General features: G+C 59.7%; 25 protein-coding genes. 11 read left to right on the top strand and 14 right to left on the bottom strand.

Going from position 1 to position 25,319, the window contains the following annotated elements:
* The first annotated feature begins 11 nt into the window (after window positions 1-11).
* Window positions 12-509, top strand: a complete 498-nt coding sequence (locus JAO82_RS03970) for a CinA family protein (protein WP_198685053.1) — start codon at window positions 12-14, stop codon at window positions 507-509.
* Here JAO82_RS03970 and JAO82_RS03965 read toward each other — a convergent pair.
* The 10 genes from JAO82_RS03965 to JAO82_RS03920 all read right to left on the bottom strand — a co-directional run bounded on the left by JAO82_RS03965 (window position 489) and on the right by JAO82_RS03920 (window position 12,393).
* On the bottom strand, window positions 489-1,937 hold the full coding sequence (locus JAO82_RS03965; protein WP_198685052.1) for a cobyric acid synthase: 1,449 nt from the start codon (window positions 1,935-1,937) through the stop codon (window positions 489-491). The two genes, JAO82_RS03970 and JAO82_RS03965, sit on opposite strands and share 21 nt — an antisense overlap.
* A gap of 53 nt (window positions 1,938-1,990) precedes the next feature.
* Window positions 1,991-3,997 (bottom strand): 3'-5' exonuclease, encoded by a 2,007-nt coding sequence (locus tag JAO82_RS03960; RefSeq protein WP_198685051.1) that lies wholly within the window; start codon window positions 3,995-3,997, stop codon window positions 1,991-1,993.
* Window positions 3,991-4,362: a response regulator transcription factor gene (locus JAO82_RS03955; RefSeq protein ID WP_198685050.1), complete on the bottom strand. Its 372-nt coding sequence runs from the start codon at window positions 4,360-4,362 to the stop codon at window positions 3,991-3,993. The genes JAO82_RS03960 and JAO82_RS03955 overlap by 7 nt, the downstream gene beginning before the upstream one ends.
* Window positions 4,362-4,883 (bottom strand): hypothetical protein, encoded by a 522-nt coding sequence (locus JAO82_RS03950; RefSeq protein ID WP_198685049.1) that lies wholly within the window; start codon window positions 4,881-4,883, stop codon window positions 4,362-4,364. The genes JAO82_RS03955 and JAO82_RS03950 overlap by 1 nt, the downstream gene beginning before the upstream one ends.
* Window positions 4,880-6,694, bottom strand: a complete 1,815-nt coding sequence (locus JAO82_RS03945) for a DUF294 nucleotidyltransferase-like domain-containing protein (RefSeq protein ID WP_198685048.1) — start codon at window positions 6,692-6,694, stop codon at window positions 4,880-4,882. The genes JAO82_RS03950 and JAO82_RS03945 overlap by 4 nt, the downstream gene beginning before the upstream one ends.
* Before the next feature lie 62 nt (window positions 6,695-6,756).
* A complete protein-coding gene (locus JAO82_RS03940) occupies window positions 6,757-8,568 on the bottom strand; it encodes a sodium:solute symporter family protein (RefSeq protein WP_198685047.1) in 1,812 nt (603 codons plus the stop codon).
* A gap of 10 nt (window positions 8,569-8,578) precedes the next feature.
* Window positions 8,579-8,836: a DUF4212 domain-containing protein gene (locus JAO82_RS03935; RefSeq protein WP_198685046.1), complete on the bottom strand. Its 258-nt coding sequence runs from the start codon at window positions 8,834-8,836 to the stop codon at window positions 8,579-8,581.
* 108 nt (window positions 8,837-8,944) lie between these two features.
* A complete protein-coding gene (acs, locus tag JAO82_RS03930) occupies window positions 8,945-10,900 on the bottom strand; it encodes an acetate--CoA ligase (protein ID WP_198685045.1) in 1,956 nt (651 codons plus the stop codon).
* Between the two features lie 245 nt (window positions 10,901-11,145).
* The gene (locus tag JAO82_RS03925) at window positions 11,146-11,892 is read right to left on the bottom strand and encodes a leishmanolysin-related zinc metalloendopeptidase (RefSeq protein ID WP_198685044.1); all 747 of its coding nucleotides are present in this window, start codon (window positions 11,890-11,892) and stop codon (window positions 11,146-11,148) included.
* 54 nt (window positions 11,893-11,946) lie between these two features.
* The gene (locus JAO82_RS03920; RefSeq protein ID WP_198685043.1) at window positions 11,947-12,393 is read right to left on the bottom strand and encodes a type II toxin-antitoxin system RatA family toxin; all 447 of its coding nucleotides are present in this window, start codon (window positions 12,391-12,393) and stop codon (window positions 11,947-11,949) included.
* 70 nt (window positions 12,394-12,463) lie between these two features.
* Between JAO82_RS03920 and hpt the strand changes: the two genes are divergently transcribed.
* The 4 genes from hpt to JAO82_RS03900 all read left to right on the top strand — a co-directional run bounded on the left by hpt (window position 12,464) and on the right by JAO82_RS03900 (window position 14,688).
* Entirely contained in the window at window positions 12,464-13,003 is a 540-nt protein-coding gene (gene hpt / locus JAO82_RS03915) for a hypoxanthine phosphoribosyltransferase (RefSeq protein ID WP_198685042.1), read from the top strand.
* On the top strand, window positions 13,003-13,164 hold the full coding sequence (locus JAO82_RS03910; protein ID WP_198685041.1) for a hypothetical protein: 162 nt from the start codon (window positions 13,003-13,005) through the stop codon (window positions 13,162-13,164). Before hpt ends, JAO82_RS03910 begins: the two co-directional genes overlap by 1 nt.
* A 95-nt stretch (window positions 13,165-13,259) precedes the next feature.
* Window positions 13,260-13,745, top strand: coding sequence for a c-type cytochrome (locus JAO82_RS03905; RefSeq protein WP_198685040.1), 486 nt, complete (start codon window positions 13,260-13,262; stop codon window positions 13,743-13,745).
* Window positions 13,746-13,803: 58 nt separating this feature from the next.
* Window positions 13,804-14,688, top strand: coding sequence for a cytochrome c (locus tag JAO82_RS03900; protein ID WP_332872477.1), 885 nt, complete (start codon window positions 13,804-13,806; stop codon window positions 14,686-14,688).
* Window positions 14,689-14,754: 66 nt separating this feature from the next.
* Here the strand turns inward: JAO82_RS03900 and lipA are convergent, their stop codons facing one another.
* Window positions 14,755-15,705: a lipoyl synthase gene (gene lipA, locus JAO82_RS03895; protein WP_198685039.1), complete on the bottom strand. Its 951-nt coding sequence runs from the start codon at window positions 15,703-15,705 to the stop codon at window positions 14,755-14,757.
* 187 nt (window positions 15,706-15,892) lie between these two features.
* Between lipA and JAO82_RS03890 the strand changes: the two genes are divergently transcribed.
* On the top strand, window positions 15,893-16,441 hold the full coding sequence (locus JAO82_RS03890; RefSeq protein ID WP_198685038.1) for a peroxiredoxin: 549 nt from the start codon (window positions 15,893-15,895) through the stop codon (window positions 16,439-16,441).
* 183 nt (window positions 16,442-16,624) lie between these two features.
* On the opposite strand, the gene JAO82_RS03885 is transcribed toward JAO82_RS03890, so the two are convergent.
* Complete coding sequence (locus tag JAO82_RS03885) at window positions 16,625-17,599, bottom strand: DUF6456 domain-containing protein (protein ID WP_408635494.1); 975 nt, start codon at window positions 17,597-17,599, stop codon at window positions 16,625-16,627.
* 359 nt (window positions 17,600-17,958) lie between these two features.
* Between JAO82_RS03885 and JAO82_RS03880 the strand changes: the two genes are divergently transcribed.
* Entirely contained in the window at window positions 17,959-18,246 is a 288-nt protein-coding gene (locus JAO82_RS03880; RefSeq protein WP_198685036.1) for a DUF6477 family protein, read from the top strand.
* A gap of 36 nt (window positions 18,247-18,282) precedes the next feature.
* Here the strand turns inward: JAO82_RS03880 and JAO82_RS03875 are convergent, their stop codons facing one another.
* Window positions 18,283-19,821 (bottom strand): trimethylamine methyltransferase family protein, encoded by a 1,539-nt coding sequence (locus JAO82_RS03875; protein ID WP_198685035.1) that lies wholly within the window; start codon window positions 19,819-19,821, stop codon window positions 18,283-18,285.
* A gap of 175 nt (window positions 19,822-19,996) precedes the next feature.
* Here JAO82_RS03875 and guaA point away from each other — a divergent pair, with 175 nt between their 5' ends.
* From guaA to JAO82_RS03855, 4 genes are all read left to right on the top strand, one after another.
* Entirely contained in the window at window positions 19,997-21,568 is a 1,572-nt protein-coding gene (guaA, locus tag JAO82_RS03870; RefSeq protein ID WP_198685034.1) for a glutamine-hydrolyzing GMP synthase, read from the top strand.
* A gap of 60 nt (window positions 21,569-21,628) precedes the next feature.
* Window positions 21,629-22,501 carry a DMT family transporter gene (locus JAO82_RS03865; protein ID WP_198685033.1) on the top strand — a complete coding sequence of 291 codons (873 nt, stop codon included), beginning with the start codon at window positions 21,629-21,631 and terminating at the stop codon, window positions 22,499-22,501.
* Window positions 22,502-22,571: 70 nt separating this feature from the next.
* Entirely contained in the window at window positions 22,572-23,663 is a 1,092-nt protein-coding gene (locus JAO82_RS03860) for an OmpP1/FadL family transporter (RefSeq protein ID WP_232897209.1), read from the top strand.
* 92 nt (window positions 23,664-23,755) lie between these two features.
* A complete protein-coding gene (locus JAO82_RS03855; protein ID WP_198685032.1) occupies window positions 23,756-24,619 on the top strand; it encodes an ATPase in 864 nt (287 codons plus the stop codon).
* On the opposite strand, the gene JAO82_RS03850 is transcribed toward JAO82_RS03855, so the two are convergent.
* Window positions 24,616-25,233 carry a TetR/AcrR family transcriptional regulator gene (locus JAO82_RS03850; RefSeq protein WP_198685031.1) on the bottom strand — a complete coding sequence of 206 codons (618 nt, stop codon included), beginning with the start codon at window positions 25,231-25,233 and terminating at the stop codon, window positions 24,616-24,618. The two genes, JAO82_RS03855 and JAO82_RS03850, sit on opposite strands and share 4 nt — an antisense overlap.
* Window positions 25,234-25,319: the final 86 nt, after the last annotated feature.

Genomic DNA, 25,319 nt, shown 5'->3' with positions numbered 1-25,319 from the left:
GGGATGATGGGATGACCGATATCAAAACGCTGCTTGAGCGCGCCCGCGCGGCAGGTGTGATGATCGCCACCGCCGAAAGCTGCACCGGCGGCATGGTGGCTGCGGCGCTCACCGACATTCCTGGTTCGTCCGACGTGGTCGAACGTGGATTTGTCACCTATTCCAACGCCGCCAAACGCGAAATGCTGGCTGTGCGTGGCGAAACGCTCGCCCGGTTTGGCGCCGTATCCGAACAGGTCGCCCGCGAAATGGCCGAAGGCGCTCTGGCCCATGCGCCGGTGCAACTGGCGGTGTCGATCACCGGTGTCGCCGGTCCCGGCGGAACGGAACTCAAGCCCGAGGGCCGGGTCTGTTTCGGCATCGCGCGCAAGGGCATCGCGACAAAGGTCGAAACCGTCGAGTTCGGCGCGCTGGGCCGCGATGCAGTGCGCAAGGCGGCGCGCGACCATGCGCTGGCATTGCTGCTGGGGGCGCTCAGCTGGGCCCACTTACTGCGCGATCGCCAATAACGCCGATACGTCCAGATGGGTTTCGATATGATCGGCCAAGGCGTCTAACGTATGCTCGACCGCACTATCGTAGCTATGCCCCGATGCCGGCGCGCCGAGATTGCCAAGGAAGGCCGCGCGAAATGCATCATCGCGGAACATGCCATGCAGATAGCTTCCGGCGATGCGCCCGTCGGCGCTGATCGCGCCTTCGCCCTCGCCCGCGATATGCGCGAACGGACGGGCGCGGTCCGCACCATCGCTGCGGCCGATATGGATTTCATACCCCCTAAGCGGTTGCCCGGTGGGCACATGGACCGCCTCCACCTGACTGAGCCGCTTGTCCGCCGCCATTACCGTATCGATCTGCAACAGGCCAAGGCCCGGCGTCTCGCCCGGCGCGCCCTCAATCCCATCGGGGTCCGCGATGCTGCGCCCCAGCATCTGATAGCCGCCACACAGGCCTAACACATGCCCGCCGCGCCGGTGATGCGCCGCAAGGTCAATGTCCCAACCCTGCGCGCGCAGAAAGTCCAGATCGCCGCGCGTCGATTTCGTGCCCGGCAGGATGACCAAATCGGCATCGCCGGGAATCGCTTGCCCGGCGCGCAACATGGTCAGGCGCACGCCCGGTTCCTGCGTCAATGGATCAAGATCGTCGAAATTGGCAATGCGCGAGAAAGTCAGGGCAACGATATGCAACCCGGACTCCCGCTGTGGCGTGGCGATATCCTGCGCATCTTCTGCCGGCAGGCGCCAAGCATTCTCAAACCAGGGCAGCACGCCGAAACCGCGCCATCCCGTACGCTGCTCGATCTGCTTATATCCATCGTCGAACAGCCGCTTATCGCCGCGGAACTTGTTGATCAGAAAGCCCGCGATCATCGCGGCATCCTCAGCGGCAAGCACTGCCTGCGTGCCGATGAGCTGCGCGATAACACCGCCCCGGTCGATATCTCCTGCCAACACCACCGGAACGTCCGCCGCCCGCGCAAATCCCATATTGGCAATATCGTTGGGTCGCAGGTTGATCTCAGCCGGACTGCCCGCGCCCTCGACAATCACCAGATCATGTGCCGATTGCAGCCGCGCGAAACTATCTAATACCGCGTTCAAAAGCTTTGGCTTTACGGCGGCATAGTCAGCCGCACGGGTGCTGCCACGGCTTTGGCCCTGTACGATCACTTGGGCACCGGTTTCGCTCTGGGGTTTCAACAAGACCGGGTTCATGTCGCTGCGCGGCTCCAGCCCGCAAGCCTGCGCCTGCAGCGCCTGGGCGCGCCCGATTTCGCCCCCATCCGCCGTTACAGCCGCGTTGTTTGACATGTTTTGCGGCTTGAAGGGCGCGACCGATAGACCCCGGCGCCGTGCCGCGCGGCACAGTCCGGCAACCAGCATGGATTTGCCCACATTCGAGCCGGTCCCCTGAATCATCAGCGCGCGCGTCATGGCCTTGGCCTCCGATAGTGCGAAGTGCTGAGTGCCATCGCGCCGCAGAGTCGTCAATGGTCCTGCGTTTCCGGTGCGTGATCATCCGGCCGGCACAGATTGGCGTCCGCAAGAAGGCGGCGATGCTTTGCCGCTGCAGCGCTCATGTCGTCAAATCGCGCAATCCCTTTGGCTGCCAACGCGGGGAGCAGGCGCAGAAATGCCTCTGCGGTTGCTTCGGCATCACCCATCGCAGTGTGGCGCAACTCGGGCGGAATCTCGATACCCAGCCGCGCGGTCAACGCGTCCAGCGAATGCGACACGGCTTGGCCCCAGACCATCGCTGACAACAGAACCGTGTCCATCACCCGGTTGTCGAAGGCCACCCTGCTTTCGGCCCGCGCCGCATGTAAAAAGCCCATATCGAATGGCGCATTATGGGCGACAAGCACAGCCCCGTCCGCAAATTCGTGGAACCTGTGCAGGGCGTCGCCGGTGTCGGGCGCGTCGGCGACCATGGCGTCGGTGATGCCATGCACATCGGTTGAAACGGCGGGAATTGGACGACCCGGATTGACCAGCGTTTCAAACCGCTCGCCTGTCAGACGCCCATTGGTGATCCGCAGCCCGGCGATTTGGACAATGCGGTCGGTGGGGCCCAGGCCAGTGGTTTCCGTGTCGAACACGACGCAGGTCAACCCTGACAGCAATCCATGATCCCCATCTTGTTCGGTCAGCCCAAAATCATAGGTCAGACCCGGCGCATGGTCCCGGTCCGACGCCGCCAGAGGCAGTGGCAGGACCAATGCCGCGCGTCCATGATCATCGGACTCAGGCCAGATGCTGGTGCCCATCTCGGCCAGCAAATCGGCACCAGTTTGATCGGGGCGATCAGGGTCAGAAGGTTGGTCCAGCCATTGATCAAGTTCCGCCACCGGCAGCACTTCGCCCTGCCACGACAGACGGATCTGCGCACCGGCCTCATGACCCTCGTCATCAAGGGTCAGCCGGGGCGCGGGCCGTCCGCTTGCGACAAGACGCGCCGCAAGATCGCTGACAAGCGCCGCCAAGGTGCCGCCATCCACGGCCAGCGTCAGTTCGCCCGCATATTCGGTTTCCGCGACCCCTGTGACCGAGCCGATCAATTCGGCCGCGCCAACCCGGCCCTGATCTTGTGTTTCAGCCATTTCAGGCGGTGTCAGCGCACGTAACGCACCGGCCAATCTCGATGCTTCCGAGCGGATCGCCTTGGCAACAGCGGGGGGCACTGGGCCATCAAGCTCGCTTAACAGCGGAACCAGGCTGGCGGCACTACGGCGCAGGGTTTCGGTGCCATCTGCCGACGCTTGGGCCGCAGGCGATTTAGCCGCGCGCAGGATCAATATATGCCCACGTTCATCGCTCAGCGCACGCATCAGACCGGACAGACGGTCACCGGTTTGCGTGAAACAAACCAGACCGGTAGCGGCTGGCGGCGCATCGGCAGATCCATAGCCCGCTGCCTCGACAACGCGCAGCCGCGCGCGCGCCGCATCGACCGCGCCGGTACGCAGCGCCCGCGCCAAATCGCGGTTCAGCCCAAGCCCCGGCATCATCCGGCTGGCGGCTGCATTATAGAACATCACCCGCCCGCGCTGATCGACCATGACAGCCGCGGCCCCGATATCCGACAGGATCGATTCCAGCATCGACTTCTCACGGGTCAGATCATCCGCATGCAGGCGCACGGCCTCGCTCAAACGCTCGGTTTCGCGCGTCCGGGCCTCTGCAGCAGCGCGGGTGGCGGGACCGAGATCGGCAAGATAGATCCCTTCTTCGGGGTCGGGCACGGAGCCGGTCCGCAATCCCCCCGCAAGAGTCTCGATCGGGCGGGCAACATTCTGATCAAACAGGAACCAGACCCAGACCAAAAGCCCCAGCACGCCAAACCCTGACAGTGTGGCACCACCAATTACCAGCCCGAAATTTTCCAATTGTCGGGCCGTGATAAATGCGCCCGCAGCGATCGACAGCAAGATCCCCGCTGTCAGGCCAACAAATATCAGGAAGATCCGCAGGCGAAGGGAAAGCCCCGTCAGCATTCCGATTTCAACAGGCGCGCCAGTTCGTCGCGCAATTCGACCAGTTCAAAAGGTTTGGCGATAAACCCATCAGCGCCCAGCGCCATCCCCTTGCGCCGCTCCACCACCGCGCCACGGGCGGTCATCACCAGCACACGGATTTCGGCAAGCTCGGGATCGGCGCGCATGTCCTGCAAAATCTGATACCCGGAAACATCCGGCAGCATGATATCCAGCAAGACCACATCTGGGCGGACCTTGCGGATCGTATCAAGCGCGCCTGCCCCGGTCGCCAGCCGCGTGTGATCGTGCCCTTCGCGTGACAGCAAAAAATCCAGCGCAATGGCGATGTTGTCCTCGTCTTCGACGACCATGATATTTGCCATCACACTCCCCCTTCATTGGCACAAGCAGTAATCAGGACCGGATCATTCCCCGCCACAGCCTGCCAGTTCTGGGCGGTTCCGTTGCCCGCCACCATCCGCTGCCTTTCGCTGGCGCAATCGACATCCAGCGTGACAAAGCGGGTCGGCTGCCAGCGCTCGACCAGTAGAATACGCACCCTGATAGGTCCATCCTTGTCCAGTTGGCCAGAAGACGGTTCGAGTGCTGAAAAACGTGTGACCATCGGAACAACGAATGTCCATGGCCGCCAAGCCTTGCCACCTGCCCCCGTGTCAAGAACCTGCACATGGTCAGGAAGCTGGTCGCGCACCCGCGGGAACCAAGTATATTCGTTCCAGATCGTAAACAGCAGCATCGCGGCCCCGATCCCGCTGGGCAACGCCCATCCCGGCGTATGGAACCCCGCCTTGCGCAGCGCGTGCAGTGCCGCGTAAAGCACGGCTGCCGCGCCGAGTCCGACGATCAACATGCCCAGTACGTCCCACCCCATGCTTGCGGTCATCCAAGCGCTCCCTTGCCGTGGCCCAGTGCCGATTGCATCGTCCGCACGACAACAAAGGCATCGCGCAGGTGACTGCGCTCGAAATCAGGCAAGTCGGCGGGGGACAGAAAATTGGTCGCCGCGCCATCTTCGCGAATTTTTCTAGCCTGATTGTCGAGCCGCGTGGTCTGGATCAGATCAAAGGCTGCGATCAAATCACCGGCCCCACTTGGCGACAGCACCCCGGCGGCTTCGGCGGCCTGCAAGCGCGCGCGCGTATTGACCGGGGGCAAACGCCCCTGAAGCGCATAAATACGCGCCAGATCAGTCACCGGCACCACGCCATTCAGCTTCATATCAATATGATTGCGATGCTCGCCCGTGCGGATCGTGGCGAAGCCCCGGATCAGCCCCAACGGCGGGCGATGTTTCAGTGAATTGCCGATCATGTGGGCCACGAAAATCGTGTTCTTCGAGGCCAGTTCCAGCGTCGCGGTCTGCAACCCCTCAAGCAGCGCATGATCGCCACCGATCCCGCGAAGATCGAACATGACGCTGGCCAGCATTTGCGCCTCGGGGCTGGGTTGGTCAATCCAGCCCTGAAAATAGCGCTGCCAGACGCGCCGAGGCTGGCGCCAGCGCGGGTTGATCGCCATCATGTCGCCGGGACAATAGATATAGCCGCAAGCGTTAAGACCATCGCTGACGAACTGCGCCAGATCGGCGAAATAGGTGCTGTCTGCCGGCACCTCGTCCCCCAGGATCAGGCAATTGTCCTGATCCGATATGCCGGTTTGCTCTTGCCGTCCCTGACTGCCGCAAGCGGCCCAAAGGTAACGGCCCGGCGGCGGGCCGAGGCGGTCTTCGGCCATCGCTAGCAAGCGGCGCGTCACTGCATCGGCGATATCGGTGATTAACCTTGTGATGACCTCGTGCCGTTGCCCCGAGGCGACCAAATTGACCAAAAGTTCGGGGATCCGCGCCGTGGCGGAAACCAGTTGCTCGACTGTATCGGCGCCGCCGATGTCACGCATCAGCACCGGGCTGGAAATCGCCTGAATCCGCATTAGGTCGGTCTGTGTGACCATCCCGGCAAAGGCGCCGCGATCCACCACCGGCAAATGGCCAATGCGCCGCTCCAACATGATCGTCAGCACATCTGTGCCCAGAGCATCGGGCGCCAGCGTGATCGGATCCTTGGTCATGATCTCGCTGACCGGGCGCGAGGCATCGACGCCTTCGGCGACCACCCGATTGGACATGTCGCGAATCGTGACCAGCCCGACGAGACTGTCATCACGCGTTATACCAAGACTGCTGACATGCGCCTCGCGCATCATGCGGGCCGCTTCGGCGATCGGGGTATCCGGAGCACAGGTACGGGCTATCCCAGTCAGGAAATCCGTCACCCTCAGCGTCGCGATGTCGGCATATGGGCGTGCACCATCACTGCTGGGGCCACGCGTGAAAAAACGTGCGAAACTGCGTGATTTTCGGATCAGCCGATTCAACTCTTGGCTGGGCAACAGCAACAGACAGCCTGCTTCGGCCATCCGCGCGGTGGTGGCGGCATGTCCATCGCGTAGCAGCCCCCGCTCGCCAAAGCTGTTGGTGCGCCCCAGCACAGAAACCTGCGCCTCGTTTTGGTCGGTAATCACAACCGTGCCGCTTTCGATCAGGTAGATACCGTCCAGTGGCGCCCCATAGCGATAGATCGTTTCGCCTGTCTGCCACTCCCGGCGGGCGAAGGCACCGGCGACTTGCGCCAATTCGCCTTGGCTAAGGGTATTGTAAGGATGAATTGAAGCCAGAAACTGGCTGGTCTGTTCCATATCACTCCATCCCGGTTAAAAAGGCCGCGCCCGGGGTTCGGGCGCGGCCGGTAATCATCGGATCAGTGCTGCACCGCTGCACCGGCACCGCGGGGAACGCGGATCGACTCGACCAGCACTTGCACCTCTTCCGGCGGTTCCTGGGTCACGCGCGACACCATAAATGCCACGGCGAAGTTGATGATCGCACCGATCACACCGAACGACGCCGGCGCGATGCCAAATACCCAGTTGTCCAGGTTATCGGGCAGCTGGTTGGTGCCTTCGATGAAGAACCAGCCCTTATAGGTGAAGATATAGACCAGCGTCGAAATGATCCCGGCAAGCATACCCGCGATGGCACCCTGTTTGTTCATGCGCTTTGAGAAGATGCCCATCATCAGCACAGGGAAGATCGAGCTTGCCGCCAGACCGAAGGCCAGCGCCACCGTCTGCGCCGCAAAGCCCGGGGGATTAAGCCCAAGGAGCGTTGCGACCAAGATCGAAACCGCCATCGATATTCGTGCCGCCAGCAATTCGCCACGTTCGGAAATACCGGGGCTGATTGCGCCCTTGATCAGATCGTGGCTGACGGCACTGGAAATCGCCAGCAGCAAACCCGCAGCAGTGGACAGCGCCGCAGCAAGGCCACCCGCCGCCGTGATGCCGATAACCCAGCCGGGCAGGTTCGCGATCTCGGGGTTGGCCAGAACCATGATGTCCCGATTGACCTCGGTCAATTCATTGCCCTGCCAGCCGTTTTCGGCAGCCGCAACCATGGCCGGAGAATCGGCGGGACCGGTATCGTTGTAATACTGGATCAACCCGTCGCCGTTCTTATCCTCCCAATTTAGCAGGCCAGTGGTGTTCCATGTCCGCATCCATTCCAGATTCGGTGCGGTCTCGATATCTGCCAGACTGACCGCCGGTTCGCTGAACGTCTCGCCAGTATCGGCCCCCGGCCACATGGTGGTGGTCAGGTTCAGACGTGCCATCGACCCGACCGCCGGGGCGACCGTGTAAAGCAGCGCGATGAACACCAGCGCCCACCCTGCGGACGACCGTGCGTCCGATACTTTGGGTACGGTAAAAAACCGGATGATGACATGCGGCAGGCCCGCCGTCCCGATCATCAGCGCCAGCGTGAACAAGACCATGTTCAGGGTCGATCCGTTATGGGCGGTGTATTCCTTGAAGCCCAGATCGGTCACCACCTGATCAAGTTTGGTCAGGAACAGCGTGTTCGATGCTTCATGGGTGCCAAACAGCCCCAGTTGCGGCAGAAAGTTGCCCGTCAGCGCCAAGGAGATAAAGACCGCCGGGATCGTATAGGCGATGATCAACACGACATATTGCGCGACCTGCGTATAAGTCACACCTTTCATGCCGCCCATGACCGAATAGGCAAAGACGATTGCCGCACCGATCCACAACCCGGTGGCGTTGCTGACCTCAAGATAGCGCGAGAAGGTCACGCCAACGCCAGTCATCTGCCCGATCACATAGGTAAGCGAGATGATCAGCAGGCAGATTACACCGATAATCCGCGCGGTCTGGGAATAGAATCGGTCACCGATGAATTGCGGCACGGTAAACTTGCCGAATTTGCGCAGATAAGGAGCCAGCAGCAGTGCCAACAGCACATAGCCCCCGGTCCAACCCATCAAATAGGTCGAGTTGTCGTAACCGGTGAACGCGATCAGACCCGCCATCGAAATGAACGAAGCTGCCGACATCCAGTCGGCTGCGGTTGCCATGCCGTTCATGACCGGGTGCACGCCCCGATTGGCGGCATAGAATTCGGCGGTGGACCCCGCCCGTGCCCAAATGGCGATGCCGATATAGATGGCAAACGAACCGCCGATGAAAATCAGATTCAAGGTAAATTGAGTCATGTCTATGGTCTCACTCTTCGACGCCGTATTCGCGATCCAGCCGGTTCATCCGGAATACATACCCGAAGATCAGCACGATAAAGGTGAGGATCGATCCCTGCTGTGCGAACCAGAAGCCCAGATCGCTGCCGCCGACTTTGATACCTGTCAGCAAGGGCCGCAGAAGAATCCCACCGCCGAAAGAAACCAAAGCCCAGATCACCATACAGATCGTGATGATCCGGATATTGGCCCGCCAGTATGCGTTGGAAGATTTATCGTAACTCATTTACTTGTCCTTCCTTAATAAGGTTTCATCGTTGCGTAAGCGCCATAAGCATCCCTCCTGCCCAGCGGCTGCACGGCTGACGTTCTGGTTACAGCATACACTCCCCGCTCAGCCCCGGTTCATGCGATTCGCGATCAGATCATCCACGACCTCAGGGTCGGCTAATGTCGTGATATCGCCCAGTGATTTACAGTCATTCTCGGCGATTTTGCGCAGAATACGGCGCATAATCTTGCCCGACCGGGTTTTGGGCAGGCCCGGAGCCCACTGGATCACATCGGGCCGGGCAATCGGTCCAATCTGCGTACGCACCCATGTTTCCAGATCCTTGCGCAGACCGTCGCTTGGCTCGACATCATGCATGAGGGTGACATAGGCATAAATGCCCTGCCCCTTGATCTCGTGCGGATAACCAACCACCGCGGCCTCAGCGACTTGGGCATGAGCGACGAGGGCAGATTCAACCTCGGACGTGCCCATACGGTGGCCCGAAACGTTGATCACATCGTCAACCCGCCCGGTAATCCAGTAGTAACCGTCTTCATCCCGCAAAGCGCCATCTCCGGTGAAGTAATAGCCGGGATATTGCTGGAAATAGGTTTCCATGAACCGCTGGTGATCGCCCCAGATCGTGCGCATCTGCCCCGGCCAGCTATCGGCAAAGCACAGCACGCCTTCCGCCGGATTGTCTTCAAGCAGCTTGCCGCTTTCGGGTTCCAGAATGACCGGCTTGATACCGAAGAACGGCACTGTCGCCGAACCGGGTTTGGTTTCGGTCGCTCCGGGCAGCGGCGTTAGCAGATGCCCGCCTGTCTCGGTCTGCCACCAGGTATCGACAATGGGACATTTGCCGTTGCCAACAACATCGTTGTACCAAGCCCAGGCCTCGGGGTTGATCGGTTCTCCGACGGTGCCCAGCACCCGCAGCGATGACAGGTCATGCCGGGTTACGAATTCGTCCTCCTGCGCCATCAAGGCCCGAATGGCAGTGGGTGCTGTATAGAACTGGTTAACCTTGTGTTTCTCGCAAACCTGCCAGAACCGGCCTGCGTCGGGAAAGGTCGGCACGCCCTCGAACATGAGTGTCGTGGCGCCATTGGCCAGCGGACCATAGACGATATAACTATGGCCCGTCACCCAGCCGACATCTGCCGTACACCAGAAAACATCACCATCGTGATAGTCGAACGTGTACTCGTGCGTCATCGCCGCAAAGGCCAGATAACCACCGATGCTGTGCACCACGCCTTTCGGCCGCCCGGTCGACCCAGAGGTGTACAGAATAAAAAGCGGGTCTTCGGCATTCATCGCGCGGGGCGGGCAATCGGGGCTGGCTTGTTCCATCTGTGCCAGCAGATCAACATCCCGGCCCTGAACCCATGTGGTCTGATCGCCGGTATGTTTGACCACCAGACAGCGGGTTTTTTCGGAACAGTTCAGCAGCGCCGCATCCGCATTGGACTTCAAGGCCGTCACGCGCCCGCCTCGCGGCGCGGTATCGGCGGTGATCAGCACCTTGGCCTCGGAATCATTGATCCGGTTGGCCAGCGCATCAGACGAAAAACCAGCGAACACAATGGAATGAATTGCACCGATCCGCGCGCAGGCCAGCATGGCATAGGCGGCCTCGGGGATCATCGGCAGGTAAAGTACCACCCGATCGCCTTCGACCACGCCCTGACTTAGCAGCACGTTGGCCATCCGGTTTACCTTCTCGGAAAGCTCGGCATAGGTGATATGGCGTGCCGGGCTATCGGGATTGTCTGGCTCAAAAATGATTGCGGTCTGGCTGCCTCGGGTCGGCAGATGGCGGTCGACGCAATTCACGCAGGCGTTCAAAACGCCATCCTCGAACCATTTTATGCTGACCTCGCCAAATTCGAAATTGGTGTTCTTGACCTTGCTGTAAGGCTTGATCCAGTCAAGACGTTTGCCCTCGCGACCCCAGAACCCTTCCGGATCGCTGATCGACTCGGCATACATCGCCGCATAGGAGTGCGGCGTGGCGTGCGCATGTTCAAACCCTGCTGGAATTGGTCGTTTCGTGTTGGTGTCGATGGTCATATCAGCCCCCATTACTCAACACAGATCCGCGTCTTCCCATCCCGGGGGGCGAGAAAAGCGGCACCCTTCTCTAATATAGAGTGTAGGCGACACAGGAGAGATCGCCATGTAAATTGTCTTGGCGACGCGATTTTCTGTAAACTTTCTGACAAATCGGCGGGCAATTCGGCAAAGCAATATTACAACCAGACCGACCCGCAGCATCAATGGCCCGAACAAGAGACGGCATTGTCAGCTTGATTGCGTCAGCCCTGCGCGCCAAGAACCACCGGCTCGGGACGCGCCATTCGGCACAGATCGCACGCGCGTACGGCTTCCATAAGACCCATCTGGGCAAGATCACGAAAGCTAGGCAAATCAAAGGGATCGGCGGCGGCCAGATCGACACGGTATCCCATATCGGCAAAGGATGCGACCGACATACGGCTGATCGGACGGCTTGAGCCCGACAGGAACCCGGTCAGCAACTCATCGCCAAAGATCAACTCGCGCCAATGCCCTTCGCGGGTACCGGCGCCGCCGGTATTGGCGATCGGCACGCCATCGTGTGGGTCGCTTGTCAGAATCCCATATTCACTCGTCGCCGCATTTCCGGTAAAGCGCGGGTTGACCGTGCCACTACCGCTGACAAGACCGAATCGCGTCCATAAAGTGCCAAAGCCGAGCACATGCCCCATTTCATGAAGCACGACATCCTCAAAGCTGTTTTGCTGTTCAAGCCGCAGCACATCGGCCAGATCGAACTGCATGACTCCCGCGAGGGGCCGCCCGCTTTGCGGTGCGAGAACCGTCGGCCCCGCCTGACCCAAAACCCCAGCTTCACCGTCGATCGGATCGATTGATGCCCTGATCACCACACCATCGATTTCAACTCCGTCAAGGGTCACCGGATCAAAAGAGGTGTCCAAAATCGTGTCCCACCGGGAAGCGGCCCGCTGGAAAACAGCTTTGCGCAGATCCGACATCTCGCCGCTGTAAATCACGGTAATCATACGGTTATGGTAACATCTGCCGACCGTATAGCAAGCCTTGTAAAGGCGGTGCCGCTAACCGTAAAGCGCCTTGGCCCGCTGCTCAAACGCCAGCACGATCCGATGCATGGCTTCGTTGAAAACCACACCGATGATACGTTGCAGCAAGGCGTTGCGAAACTCGAAATCCACGTGGAATGAGACAGCGCAGCCCCCGTCGGGACGGTCCGCGAACGCCCAGTTGGATTTGAGATATTTGAACGGCCCGTCCAAATATTCGGTATCGATTTTCATATCGTCCTGCCAAAGCGTGACCCGGCTGCCGAACCTTTCACGGAATACCTTGAAGCTGATGACAAGGTCGGCATCCATCACCCGCGCCGCGCCTTGGTCTTGTACCTGCCGGATACGCGCAGCCGCACACCACGGCAGAAACTCGGGATAGCGCGCGACATCCGCCACCAGATCGTACATCTGTTGGGCAGTGTAAGGGAGTTCTCGGGTTTCAGAATGTTTGGGCATCCCCTGCCTTTGCTTGCTGATTTTGGCACGCCATGTCATATCCTTGCGCCGAAAGATCAAGGGGAAAGCCGTGACACAGCGTCCTTATGTCATAGACGAAATGATCTCGGCCAAGGCCATCGCGGCCCGGATCGAGGCACTGAGCCGTGAAATTCACGATGAATTCGACGGTACCGACAAGCTGATCGTGGTCGGCTTGCTGCGCGGCAGTTTCGTGTTCATCGCCGATCTCGTGCGGGAACTGGATCTGCCCATCGAGGTCGATTTCCTTGAAGCGTCCTCGTATGGCGATGCCCAGCAAAGCAGCCGCGAGGTACGGATCCTCAAGGATCTGCGCAACGCCATTGGTGGGCGCGACGTGCTTTTGGTCGAGGATATCGTCGATACCGGCCACACATTGACACATGTGCTGGCCCTGCTGCGGTCGCGCAAACCCGCGCGCCTGAAATCCATTGCCCTGCTGGACAAACCCAGCCGCCGCGAGGTCGATCTGCGCGCCGACTGGATCGGCTTTGAAATTCCTGATGAATTCGTCGTCGGCTATGGCATCGACTTTGCCCAACGCAACCGCAACCTGCCGTTCATTGGCAAGGTGAGGTTCACCGCTTAATGCGCTGGCTTGTGCGCATGTCGCAATGGGCGCGACATCCCCCCTCCGAGAATCGGGTGATTCTGGTCCTGGCGATCATCGCCCTCTTTCTGGCAATTTTCGGCGTTGAGTGGCTGGGCCTGTGGCCCGACTGGGCGACGACGCAGAAAATGCGGCGCTAAATGGCACATTACGCCGGCCTGACAATGCTGGTTTTGTTTTTACAATGCGCTGTTATAGACAAGGCGGGTCAGAGCGTTTTCAAGGAGAAGGTTACATGAAATTTACGTTTCCCGTCATTGGCGGCCTGCTTGTCGCCGGCATCGTCGCCACCACTGCCATCAGCCAAGACGATATTGACCCAGCCATTGCTGCGGCGGTCAAGGCCCGTCAGGCGCATATGAAACTGAATGCCTTCAATCTCGGTCTGCTGGGTGCCATGGCCAAAGGCGAGATCGATTATGACGCCGAGGCCGCTGTTGCAGCCGCAGAAAACCTTGCCGCTCTCGCCCGTATGGACGAAACGCGCTATTGGCCCGAGGGCTCCGATATGGAGGTTCTGGGCAAGGACCACACCGAAGCGCTGGCGGCCCTGTGGGCCGATGACAGCGAATTCGGCGACCGTGCGCAGACCATGGCCGAAACCACCGCAGCCATGGCCGGAGTTGCCGGCAACGGTTTGGAGCCCCTGCAAGGGGCGATGGGACCGCTGGCCAAGGCCTGCGGTGGTTGCCACGAGGATTACCGCGTCAAAGATGAGTGAGACCGTTTGAGTGAAATTGGCCGGACGGGTCAAACCGTCCGGCCGACCGGAGATTATCGTGACATTCCTGCGCTATCTTATCATCCTGACCCTATTTGGCGGGGTCCTGTTCTGGTTTCTGACCCGCCCACAACATGCCGATGCTGATTTGTTTGCCGGTGTGAGCGGCGATGCCGGACGTGGCGAAACAATATTTTGGGCCGGAGGCTGCGCCTCCTGCCATGCGGCACCCAAAGCCAAGGACGAGGCCCGCCTGGTGCTGGCAGGCGGTTATCGCATGATCAGCCCCTTTGGCACCTTCATCGCGCCCAATATTTCGCCCTCGGAACAGGGGCTGGCAGGCTGGACTGTGCAGGATCTCGGCAACGCGCTGCTCTATGGTACCTCGCCCGATGGGACGCATTATTACCCCGCTTTTCCCTATGGCAGCTACCAACATATGACGCCGCAGGACATTGCCGATCTGAAGGCATTTTTGGATACGCTTCCGCCTTCGGACATGGCGGATAAGCCGCATGAGCTCGGTTTCCCGTTCACCATCCGGCGCGGCATCGGGCTGTGGAAACACCTGAACATGTCATCGGGTTGGGTTCTGAAAGAGGCCGGCATTCCGGCACTGGAGCGCGGCCGCTATCTGGTTGAAGCAGTGGGGCATTGCGGCGAATGTCACACGCCCCGTGATTGGACGGGCGGCCTAGATCGCAGCCAGTGGATGCAGGGCGCCCCGAACCCGTCGGGCAAAGGCCGTATCCCCGGCATATCCCCCGCAAAGATGGACTGGAGCGCCACGGATATCGTCTATTACCTGGAGACCGGACTGACGCCGGATTATGACAGCGCCGGCGGGCAGATGGTGTCGGTAATTGCCAATATGGGCCACCTGAGCAAAGACGACCGCAGCGCAATTGCCGCTTATCTCAAGGCGTTGCCGGAAAATAGATAGGGCGGATGGGGGCGCTGCCCCCGTCCTGCGGACGCCCCCGGGATATTTTTTCGCAAGAAGAAGGCGTCAGGCGATGCCCAAAAGCTCCTGTCGCGCGGCGCGCAGGCGCGCAAAGTCGGCACCGGCGTGATAGGACGACCGAGTGAGCGGGGTTGCGGAGACCATTAGAAAACCCTTGCCTCGGGCCGCTTTTTCAAAGGCCGCGAATTCCTCGGGCGTAACGAAGCGATCGATCCTGTGGTGTTTCGGCGTCGGCTGCAAATATTGTCCGATCGTCAGAAAGTCGATGTCGGCGGCGCGCATGTCGTCCATGACCTGTCGCACCCCCTGCCCGTCTTCGCCGAGGCCCACCATGATGCCGGATTTGGTAAACATGGAGGGATCAAGTTCTTTGACCCGTTGCAATAGGCGCAAGCTGTGGAAATAGCGGGCACCGGGGCGCACCGACGGATAGAGACCGGGCACGGTTTCCAAATTGTGGTTGAACACATCCGGTTTCGCGGCAACCACGGTTTCCAGCGCCGAATCGGGGCAATTCAAAAAGTCTGGGGTCAGGATCTCGATCGTTGTGGCGGGGCTGCGATGTCGGATCGCACGGATCGTCTGGGCGAAATGTTCGGCCCCGCCATCGGCCAGATCGTCACGATCTACCGAGGTAATGACAACGTGATTTAGCCCCAGCTTTTGCACCGCATCGGCCACCCGGCCCGGTTCGAAGGGGTCGAGTGCGTCGGGGCGACCGGTGGCGATGTTGCAGAAGGTACAGCCCCGTGTGCAGATTTCGCCCATGATCATCATGGTGGCGTGGCCCGCACTCCAGCATTCGCCGACATTGGGGCAGCCGGCCTCTTCGCAAACCGTGACCAGATTGTTGTCGCGCATGATGCGCCTTGTGTTGGCATAGCCCTGTCCGCCCGGTGCGCGGACGCGAATCCAGTTTGGTTTTTTGGGTTGCGTGTTATCGGGGCGGTGGGCCTTTTCCGGGTGGCGCTGCTCGGGAATTTTCAGGTCTCGCACGTGGTCTGGCCTTTGCGGTTGATGGTCTGCCTTTATGATATATAGCGGGATTTTCAACATTGCGCCAGCAACCCGTCTCGGCGTCCGGCGCTTACCATGCATCTGCGGCATTTCATCGGTTGAATTCGATTTGGAACCATTCTAAGTAATGCCCGAGTTATTCAGTCAGCAGACCAAGGAGATCAAGATGAAAGCTGGAGTTAAGCTGCCGGAAGTCACTTTTCGCACCCGTGTGCGGGACGAATCGGTCGGCGGATCGAACCCGTTTCGTTGGGAAGACAAGACCACAGCCGATTACTTTGCGGGCAAGCGCGTGATTCTTTTCTCCTTGCCGGGCGCGTTCACCCCGACCTGCTCGACCTATCAGCTGCCGGGATTTGAAGAAGGCTTCGAAGACTTCAAAGCACAGGGCATCGACGAGATCTATTGCATGTCGGTCAATGACAGCTTTGTCATGAACAAATGGGCCGAGGCCCAGGACCTGAAAAACGTCAAAGTCATTCCCGATGGATCCGGTGAATTCACCCGCAAGATGGGCATGCTGGTCGCGAAGGACAATCTCGGCTTTGGTATGCGCAGCTGGCGCTATGCGGCAATCATCAAAGACGGTGTCATCGAAGCCTGGTTCGAAGAGCCCGGTATGAGCGACAATCACGGCGAAGACCCCTATGGTGAATCTTCGCCCGAGAATGTGAAAGAATATCTGACCAAAGAGGCGCAGGACAAAGCCGCCTGACCCACTTCTGGAGAGAACCTGCTGTTACCTGTGCCATGGCATGATACAGGTGAGAGTGGAAATGCTATAATAAATTTACGGAACGGGCCGGCCATTAGCGGGCCCGTTTTGCGTTGCGATGGTCGCAAAGCCGCTTCTCGGTACCCATTCGTTGTTCATTGCCGGACATGATTTATAGCACCGTCAACTAATCATCCGGCTGCGTTCACATTGGCCGCCATAGTGGTCTGCAAGGCGTTGCAGCGCGATACGCAAAACGATCTTGCCGGACCGCGCCGACCAGCCCATGCGCTTTTCTGCGTTTTCAAGCCCATCGAGATAGCAACAACAGCGCAACGCAACATCGCTCAGGCCCGGTCCCAGAAATGTCAATGCCATGGCCACACGCGCCCGCGCCGCTGACGGGCCTACACCGATGCCGCTATCGGGTGCGAAACTGCCGCGACCGCCACCGGTCAAAAAACGCTCCCAATTTTGGGTCACACGCGGCCCCATTTGCGCCAGTTCGAAATCCTCGCGCAGACGTTCGCCCGCACGCACCATAGCATCGTTTAGAAAAGGCTGCCCATCGCGATCCTTGCGCCGGGCCAGTGCGGTAAGCGGGCTTTCCGCCATGTTATAGCGCAGCCGACGACGTTTCCCGGTTTCAGGATCATCGACATCGCGTTCACCCCAATGATCCGAGGACGCAAGCTGGGCCTTTTGCGCTCCGGCAGTTCCGTGTTCCCGCTGCAGCCGCATGCGGTTTTCATGGTGGGCCAGCAGACGGCTGAGCATAACGCGTCCTCCGGCGGTGATATGGTAGCGACTGACACGCCCCGAATTTGTACAGCAAATCCAATCGTTCAAAGCCATAACTTGTGCCACGGCGACATCCACAACGGCGGTTCGAGTGCTGTCCCCGCCCTTTGTCTCACGGACGACCACGGCCTTTTCCATATCCTTTGCTACGGCCAGAACGGCGCCCGTCTCGCAAAGGCGACGCAAGACGCGTCGGGCTTCGCGGTGTATCCGTTCAGCGTCGGTTAAGCTCTGTATAGTATCGTCAGGATATTGAACGATGCGGTCCTTCTTGAAATGGGTCCGCGCCAAAGTAGAAAAGGCACCATCCACCAGCGGATCATCGCGCCGAAGTTCCTGACGTCTTATCTGGCGCATTACGGTCGATGCATGGCACCCTGCCGCGCGGGCAAGATCGCGGATTGTAACCCCAGCTTCGGTATGGGCTAGATAACGGCGTGCGCCATCCGGGACCCATCGGGGCAGAGTTGTTTCCGGTGATCCAATCATGTTCAGAGTTCCCTTGGGTAAAGGCCTGACCTGTCAACCCGGCTCCAGCACAGCCATTAGGCGACCTGGCTGCGCCTCCAAAAGAATTTGCCGGGCGCCCAGCATTGTTCCCAATACATAAGCACTTGTAAAACCATCGCGCGCTGCATCGGCACCTCCGGCAACACCCGCTAGGGTTGTGCGACACTCTTGAGATGAAATCCGGAAGCCTAGCGAAAGGATCCCCGATGCAAGACGTCTTGAGCCTGCTGAACACGCTCCGCCGCCCCCGCCTTTTAATCCGCACCGCACGAATTGGGGCGCGCGACTACTCACGCGGGCGCCACCTGCAACGGTTGTTGGGCTATAGTGCGCTACCGCAACCGGGCGCGGCATTACTGCACCTGATCGAAATGGAAACCACGTTTGAGGAAATGCGGTGCACCAGGGACACGGGCTATTCCCTCACCCGGCATCTGGACATCCTGATCGCGATTATGGGCGAGGCGCAATTATTGCGCGCCCGCCCCAATTGATCAGCCCACCGGCGAAAAAATCACCGAGTTTTCCGCTCAAACGAAGGCGTCGGGCATTGACGCCTTCCGCTCCGCCACAAACGCATCCAGCGCAGCAGCAACATCCGGATCAAGCGCCGGTTGGCGATAACTGTCCAGCAACGCGGCCACGCGATTTGTGGCAAGCGTCTGGGTATCACGCGCGCCTTCTTCGTCCCAGGTTTCAAACGGCTTGTAATCGAACAGATCCGAGCGCCAGAAGGCCTCTTTGAAATTGGCCTGCGTGTGCGCGCAGCCCAGATAATGCCCGCCGGGGCCGACCTCGGAGATAGCATCCATCGCCTGAGCATTCGCGTCTACCGCGACACCTGCAGCCAGTTTGTGCAGCACGCCCAGTTGATCCGCATCCATCACGAATTTCTCAAAGCTGGCGACCAGCCCGCCTTCCAGCCAGCCGCAGGCGTGCAACATGAAGTTCACCCCCCCAAGCAGCGCCGCATTCAGCGTGTTCCCGCTTTCGTAAGCGGCTTGAGCATCGGGCAATTTCGATCCGCACAGCGCCCCGCCCGAGCGGAACGGCAGGTTCATCCGGCGAGCCAGTTGCCCTGCCCCATACAGAATCTGCGACGCTTCCGCCGTGCCGAAGGTGGGCGCGCCCGAATTCATGTCAATCGAGGTGACAAAAGCACCAAAGACCACCGGCGCGCCGGGGCGCACCAGTTGGCTATAGGCGATACCGGCCTGAACCTCGGCCAATACCTGCGTCAGCGTCCCCATTACCGATACCGGAGCCATCGCCCCGCCAACGACAAAGGGCGAGATCACGCAGGCCTGATTGTTTCTGGCGTAAACCTCCAACGCGCCCATCATCACATCGTCGAAGGTCATCGGCGAGTTGATATTGATCAGTGATGTCATCACCGTGTTTTCTTGCACGAAGTCGCGCCCGAACAGGATTTCGCACATATCTACCGCATCCTGAGCGCGGCTGGGCTCGGTCACCGAGCCCATGAACGGCTTGTCGCTGAGCGTCATATGCGCATGCAACATGTCGAGATGGCGCTTGTTCACCGGAATGTCGGTGGGTTCGCAAATCGTGCCGCCGGAATGGTGCAACCATTTCGACATATAGCCCAGTCTGACGAAGTTGCGGAAATCCTCGATTGTGGCATAGCGCCGCCCACTTTCGGCGTCGCGTACGAAGGGCGGCCCATAAACCGGCGCCAAAACCAGAGATTTTCCCCCGATCACCACATTGCGTTCGGGATTGCGGGCATGCTGGGTAAAACTGGCCGGCGCGGTTTCGCACAGCTTGCGCGCCAGCCCGCGCGGGATGCGCACCCGCTCGCCCTCGATCTCGGCACCGGCCGCGCGCCAGAGGTCCAGCGCGGGCGGATTGTTGGCAAAGTTCACCCCGATCTCGGCCAAGACAGTTTCGGCATTGGTCTCGATGATTTCCAGCGCCTCATCCGTCAGGATATCGTAATTCGGAATATTGCGTTCGATATAGCGCGCGGTCTCGAAACTGACCGCCGAACGTGCCGCCCGTCGTGCCGCGCCACCTCCGCCTCGCGTTCTGCGTTTTGCCTCGACCATATCTTGCCCTCACAGAGTTCACTGCATCCTAACCCGATGTACCGCACCCGCCCAGCGAACCCCGGCAGGATTGCGGCGCATGTGACGTGAAAACGACATGAGTCGGGGGTTATCCCCCTGCCAAGTTCGATATTGTATCTTGAAGTGATCCAAGCGGCGGGGTAACCGCTTGCTCATGCAGCATGACACAGACCACCAGCGCCTTCTTATCATGGATTTCGGCAGCCAAGTGACGCAGCTTATCGCGCGTCGCCTGCGCGAACTGAACGTTTATTGCGAAATCCATCCCTATCAGAAGGTCACACCGCAATTCCTGTCCGAGTTCGCGCCAATGGCCGTGATCCTATCGGGCGGGCCCGCCTCCGTCACCGACGCAAACAGTCCGCGCCCGCCGAAGGAAGTTTTCGAACTGGGCATGCCGGTGCTGGGCATCTGTTACGGGCAACAGGTCATGATGCAGATGCTGGGCGGCCAGGTCGAGCGGCACGGCGGCAGCGCCGAGTTCGGGCGCGCCCATGTCACCCCTACGGATCAGCGCATTGACCTGCTGACCGGCTGGTTCCTTGACGGTTCGGGGCGCGAGCAGGTCTGGATGAGCCACGGCGATCACGTCAGTGCCCTAGCCCCCGGATTTGCGGCCTATGCCACCTCGCCCGGTGCGCCTTTTGCCGTCACCGCCGATCTCGAGCGGCGCTTTTATGCGGTGCAGTTCCATCCCGAGGTGCATCACACCCCGAATGGGCGCACCTTGCTGGAAAACTTCATCCGCGATGCGGGGTTTACCGGCGACTGGACCATGGCCGCCTATCGCGACGAGGCGATCCGCCTGATCCGCGAACAGGTGGGCGACGCAAAAGTGATCTGCGGCCTGTCTGGCGGCGTAGATTCCTCGGTCGCCGCGGTACTGATTCATGAGGCGATCGGCGATCAGCTGACCTGTGTCTTTGTCGATCACGGTCTGCTGCGCGAAGGCGAGGCCGACGAGGTCGTGACCATGTTCCGCGACCATTACAACATGCCGCTGATCCACGCCGACGAACAGGAACTGTTCCTGGGCGAGTTGGAAGGCGTCAGCGACCCGGAAACCAAGCGCAAGACCATCGGTCGGCTGTTCATCGACGTGTTCCAGAAACACGCCGCCGCAGTCGGTGGCGCGAAATTTCTTGCCCAAGGCACGCTGTACCCCGACGTGATCGAATCGGTTTCGTTCAGCGGCGGCCCCTCGGTCACGATCAAGAGCCACCACAATGTCGGGGGCCTGCCCGAGAAGATGGGCCTGAAACTGGTCGAGCCGCTGCGCGAACTGTTCAAAGACGAGGTGCGTGCACTGGGCCATGAACTGGGCCTGCCCGCCAGCTTTATCGGCCGCCACCCCTTCCCCGGCCCCGGTCTGGCGATCCGCTGTCCCGGCGAGATCACCCGCGAGAAACTCGACATCCTGCGCAAGGCCGATGCGGTCTATATCGACCAAATCCGCAAGCACGGGCTTTATGACGAGATCTGGCAGGCGTTCGTTGCCATTTTGCCGGTGCGCACGGTGGGCGTGATGGGCGATGGGCGTACCTACGATTTTGCTTGCGCCCTGCGCGCAGTGACCTCGGTCGATGGCATGACAGCGGATTACTATCCGTTCAGCCACGAATTCCTAGGCGAAACCGCAACCCGCATCATCAATGAGGTCAAAGGCATCAACCGCGTGACCTATGACATCACCTCGAAACCGCCGGGCACGATCGAATGGGAATGACCGCATAGCGGTCCCTTTTCGCGCCTGAACCGGGCGGTTCGTCCCAAAAAGCGCTTTGATATGAATCCGACCCTGAAAGCCGCCCTCTGGATGGGGGGCGCGGTTGCCTCGTTCTCGTCCATGGCGGTTGCCGGGCGCGAGGTCAGCGATGCTCTCGATACCTTCGAGATTATGACCTATCGCAGCCTCGTCGGGTTTCTCATCGTCCTCGCGGTGCTGAGCGTGACCGGCAAGTGGCGTCATGTCGCGACCCATCGTTTACGCGGACATATTCTGCGCAACCTTGCCCATTTCACCGGGCAGAACCTGTGGTTTTTTGCCATCGCCACTATCCCGCTGGCGAATGTCTTTGCGTTGGAGTTCACCTCGCCACTCTGGGTGATCGCGCTGTCGCCCCTGATTCTGGCCGAACGGCTGACCCCGATGCGGGCACTGGCGGCGTTGATCGGCTTCATCGGTATCCTGATCGTCACGCGACCGGGGGCCGAGCCACTGAACCTTGGAATGGCTGCAGCGGCAACCGCAGCAATCTTTTTTGCACTAACGAACCTGGCGACCAAACGCCTGACACATACTGATTCCGTCCTGTGCATCATGTTCTGGCTGACCCTGACCCAATTGATCATGGGCCTGCTGACCGCCGGGGTTGACGGCAATATTGCCCTACCCGATGCGCGGACCGCGCCGTGGTTGATCATGATCGGGTGCGCCGGGCTGCTGGCGCATTTCTGCGTAACCAATGCGCTTGCCATCGCGCCAGCCACCATTGTCATGCCCTTCGACTTTGCGCGCCTGCCTACGATCGCTATCGTCGGCATGTTGATTTACGATGAACCGCTGGAAATCTGGATCCTGATCGGCGCAGTGGTGATTTTTGGCGGCAACTATTTGAACATCTGGGCCGAGACTCGCAGGTTACGTAACATTCGATAAACATTGACCGAATGTGAATTACTGTTAAGCCCAAGGTTGATGGTCGTGCAAAAGCCACAAGGAATACCGGATGAAATATCAGGTTGCCGCGCTCTGCGTCATGGTTGCTGGAACGGGCGCCGCATACGCCGATAAAGTCGAACGGTCCGGCCAGTCCATCTTGCCACTGTTCGAGCCGGGTGGCTATGCGGAGGTCAGTTTCGGCCATGTCAAGCCGTCCGTGACGGGCAAGGCCGGGGGCGCCGATTCCGGGAATGTGGTTGGCAGCTATTGGCCCGTCGGCATCGCCTATAAACAGCAGATGACCGATGCGTTCAGTCTTGGCTTTATCTACGATCGCCCCTTTGGCGCGAATGTAAACTATCCGCGTGGCACCGGCTATCCGATTGACGGCACCACAGCCGAATTGCGCACCGATGCATTTACCATCCTCGGGAATTATCGTTTCGACAACGGCTTTGGCGTACATGGCGGGGTGCGCATTCAGCGGTTGAGCGCCACTGCCGATATCATATTTCCATCGCCGCCCTTCCCGGATCGTCTCGTCTATCGCGTTAACGGCGCGTCGGATGAAGGGCTCGGCTATGTGCTGGGCGTATCATATGAAATTCCCGAAATCGCGCTGCGAATGGCGCTGACCTATAATTCTGAAATTAAAACCAAGCTTCCCACCAGCGAAAGCTTCAATGGTGTCGATGTCCCGCCCAGCACGACAGCCGTAACCACACCGCAATCGGTCAATCTCGATCTGCAAACCGGCATTGCGCAAGATACGCTGCTGTTCGGCGGCATCCGCTGGGTCGACTATTCAGCGTTTGTCATCGATCCGCAGAACTATCCCGATGTAGAACCTCTTCTATATTATCGCGACGACACTTGGTCCTATAGCTTGGGCGTTGGGCGACGGTTCACTGAAAACTGGTCCGGGTCGCTGGCGCTGTCCTATGAGAAGGGTGGCAACAGCAACGAGGTTTCCAATCTCGGCCCGACCAACGGCCAGTATGGTGTGACCTTGGGCGCGCGCTATGAGGACGGCCCCTATAGTCTCGCCGCCGGGGTGAATTATATGCGGCTCGGCGATGCGACCACGCAGGTCGTCGATGGCCAATTTGATGATAACGACGCGGTCGGCATTGGTATAAAGCTTGGCTATCGATTTTGACCGGACCCGAGCCAGTGTCGCAAACCGCTTTTTCCGGTTTGACCGCCCCCCCGCCGCTGGCTAGGAAAGCGGCGCAACACGGGAGGCGGCGGATGCTTTATGAAACGGCGCAGGACTGGCGCGAGGCGGCACATAAACGGGTGCTGTTCTTTGGCATGTCCGGGCTTGGCAAAACTTACATCAGCCAGATGCTGCGCGATGCCGGCAACTGGTTTCATTACTCGATCGATTATCGAATTGGCACCCGGTATATGGGCGAATATATCGCCGATAATGCCAAGGCCGAGGCGATGAAGGTGCCGTTTCTGCGGGAATTGCTGCTCACGGATTCGATCTATATCGGCTCGAATATCAGCTTTCACAATCTGACGCCGGTTGCTGCTTATCTGGGAAAGCCCGGTGACCCAGACAAGGGTGGATTGCCGATGGCCGAATACCGCCGCCGTCAGGATCAGTTCCGCACTGCCGAGATCCACGCGCTGCTGGATACCGAATATTTCATCGACCGCGCGCAGCGGCTGTATGATTATCCGCATTTCATCTGCGACACCGGCGGCTCAATCTGCGAATGGGTCAATGCGGACAACCCCGACGATCCGATCCTCAAGGAATTGTCCCGCCACACCCTGCCCGTCTGGATCAAAGGCGACACGGCGCATACGCAAAATCTGATCCGGCGTTTTGACAAAGCGCCCAAGCCGATGTCCTATCAACCGGCGTTTCTGTCGCAAGTATGGGAACAATATCTGGCAGACAACCAGTGCCGTGAGGACCAGGTTGACCCTGACGCCTTTATCCGCTGGACCTATGCGCAGGCGCTCGCCCATCGTCAGCCACGCTATCAGGCGATGGCCAATTGGGGCGTGACCGTGACCGCCGATGCGGTCGCAGCGGTACACGACACAGCGAGCTTCGAAGATCTGATCGCCGACGCGATCGACGCGCGCAACGCTTAACCATCCGGCGGGATCAGCCCCAAACCACGCAGATAGATGCCGATCCCGCTTTCCAACAAGTCCTCGGGCTGGAACGGCGACCCCGCACCGGGTGCGCCACGCGCAAACAGTTCGACGACACCGTGACTGAGCGCCCAGATATGGGCACTGAACATGGTCGCGGGAGGGCGTTTTTCGGGCGGAATATGACGCGAAAGATCAGCCGCCGCGCGTTCAAGGACCTCGCGCGCGCCTGCTGCAGCGGCGGCGAGTTCCGGCGTACGGTTTAACGAAACACCGCTTTCGAACATCGCGATATAATGGCCCGGATGCTTACGCGCAAAGGCCAGATAGGCCCGCCCCGACGCCTCGAAGGCAGCCAGCGCCGAGGGCTGTCCGTTATCATAGGCGTATTGCATCAAATCGGAAAAGATCAAAAACCCCTGCCTTGCGCACTCGGCAATCAGATCTTCGCGCCCGTCGAAATGGCGATATACTGCAGCCGGGGTAACGCCCGCCTGTTTGGCAGCCTCGGACAAGGTAAACCCGGTCGGCCCCTTATCGCGGATCAACTGCAGTGCAGCATCGACCAAGGCTTGACGCAAGTTGCCATGGTGATAGCCTCGCTTCATCATCCGGGCGAACCGCTGCTTGCACGATCAAAGGCGAGGTCCATTGCACGTCCTTCTTGCGCTGCTCTGATCAACAATATGGGTTGCAG

The organism is Pontibaca salina (assembly GCF_016307205.1).
Taxonomy (GTDB): Bacteria; Pseudomonadota; Alphaproteobacteria; order Rhodobacterales; family Rhodobacteraceae; genus Pontibaca; species Pontibaca salina.
This window is presented reverse-complemented; position numbering and strand designations above follow the sequence as displayed.

Bases quoted from the DNA above. Each gene is read 5' to 3' on its own strand.
- JAO82_RS03970 (WP_198685053.1), top strand. From the start codon at position 12: ATGACCGATATCAAAACGCTGCTTGAGCGCGCCCGCGCGGCAGGTGTG.
- JAO82_RS03965 (WP_198685052.1), bottom strand. From the start codon at position 1,937: ATGACGCGCGCGCTGATGATTCAGGGGACCGGCTCGAATGTGGGCAAA.
- JAO82_RS03960 (WP_198685051.1), bottom strand. From the start codon at position 3,997: ATGCTGACGGGGCTTTCCCTTCGCCTGCGGATCTTCCTGATATTTGTT.
- JAO82_RS03955 (WP_198685050.1), bottom strand. From the start codon at position 4,362: ATGGCAAATATCATGGTCGTCGAAGACGAGGACAACATCGCCATTGCG.
- JAO82_RS03950 (WP_198685049.1), bottom strand. From the start codon at position 4,883: ATGACCGCAAGCATGGGGTGGGACGTACTGGGCATGTTGATCGTCGGA.
- JAO82_RS03945 (WP_198685048.1), bottom strand. From the start codon at position 6,694: ATGGAACAGACCAGCCAGTTTCTGGCTTCAATTCATCCTTACAATACC.
- JAO82_RS03940 (WP_198685047.1), bottom strand. From the start codon at position 8,568: ATGACTCAATTTACCTTGAATCTGATTTTCATCGGCGGTTCGTTTGCC.
- JAO82_RS03935 (WP_198685046.1), bottom strand. From the start codon at position 8,836: ATGAGTTACGATAAATCTTCCAACGCATACTGGCGGGCCAATATCCGG.
- acs (WP_198685045.1), bottom strand. From the start codon at position 10,900: ATGACCATCGACACCAACACGAAACGACCAATTCCAGCAGGGTTTGAA.
- JAO82_RS03925 (WP_198685044.1), bottom strand. From the start codon at position 11,892: ATGATTACCGTGATTTACAGCGGCGAGATGTCGGATCTGCGCAAAGCT.
- JAO82_RS03920 (WP_198685043.1), bottom strand. From the start codon at position 12,393: ATGCCCAAACATTCTGAAACCCGAGAACTCCCTTACACTGCCCAACAG.
- JAO82_RS03910 (WP_198685041.1), top strand. From the start codon at position 13,003: ATGCGCTGGCTTGTGCGCATGTCGCAATGGGCGCGACATCCCCCCTCC.
- JAO82_RS03905 (WP_198685040.1), top strand. From the start codon at position 13,260: ATGAAATTTACGTTTCCCGTCATTGGCGGCCTGCTTGTCGCCGGCATC.
- JAO82_RS03890 (WP_198685038.1), top strand. From the start codon at position 15,893: ATGAAAGCTGGAGTTAAGCTGCCGGAAGTCACTTTTCGCACCCGTGTG.
- JAO82_RS03885 (WP_408635494.1), bottom strand. From the start codon at position 17,599: ATGCGCCAGATAAGACGTCAGGAACTTCGGCGCGATGATCCGCTGGTG.
- JAO82_RS03880 (WP_198685036.1), top strand. From the start codon at position 17,959: ATGCAAGACGTCTTGAGCCTGCTGAACACGCTCCGCCGCCCCCGCCTT.
- JAO82_RS03875 (WP_198685035.1), bottom strand. From the start codon at position 19,821: ATGGTCGAGGCAAAACGCAGAACGCGAGGCGGAGGTGGCGCGGCACGA.
- guaA (WP_198685034.1), top strand. From the start codon at position 19,997: ATGCAGCATGACACAGACCACCAGCGCCTTCTTATCATGGATTTCGGC.
- JAO82_RS03865 (WP_198685033.1), top strand. From the start codon at position 21,629: ATGAATCCGACCCTGAAAGCCGCCCTCTGGATGGGGGGCGCGGTTGCC.
- JAO82_RS03860 (WP_232897209.1), top strand. From the start codon at position 22,572: ATGAAATATCAGGTTGCCGCGCTCTGCGTCATGGTTGCTGGAACGGGC.
- JAO82_RS03855 (WP_198685032.1), top strand. From the start codon at position 23,756: ATGCTTTATGAAACGGCGCAGGACTGGCGCGAGGCGGCACATAAACGG.
- JAO82_RS03850 (WP_198685031.1), bottom strand. From the start codon at position 25,233: ATGATGAAGCGAGGCTATCACCATGGCAACTTGCGTCAAGCCTTGGTC.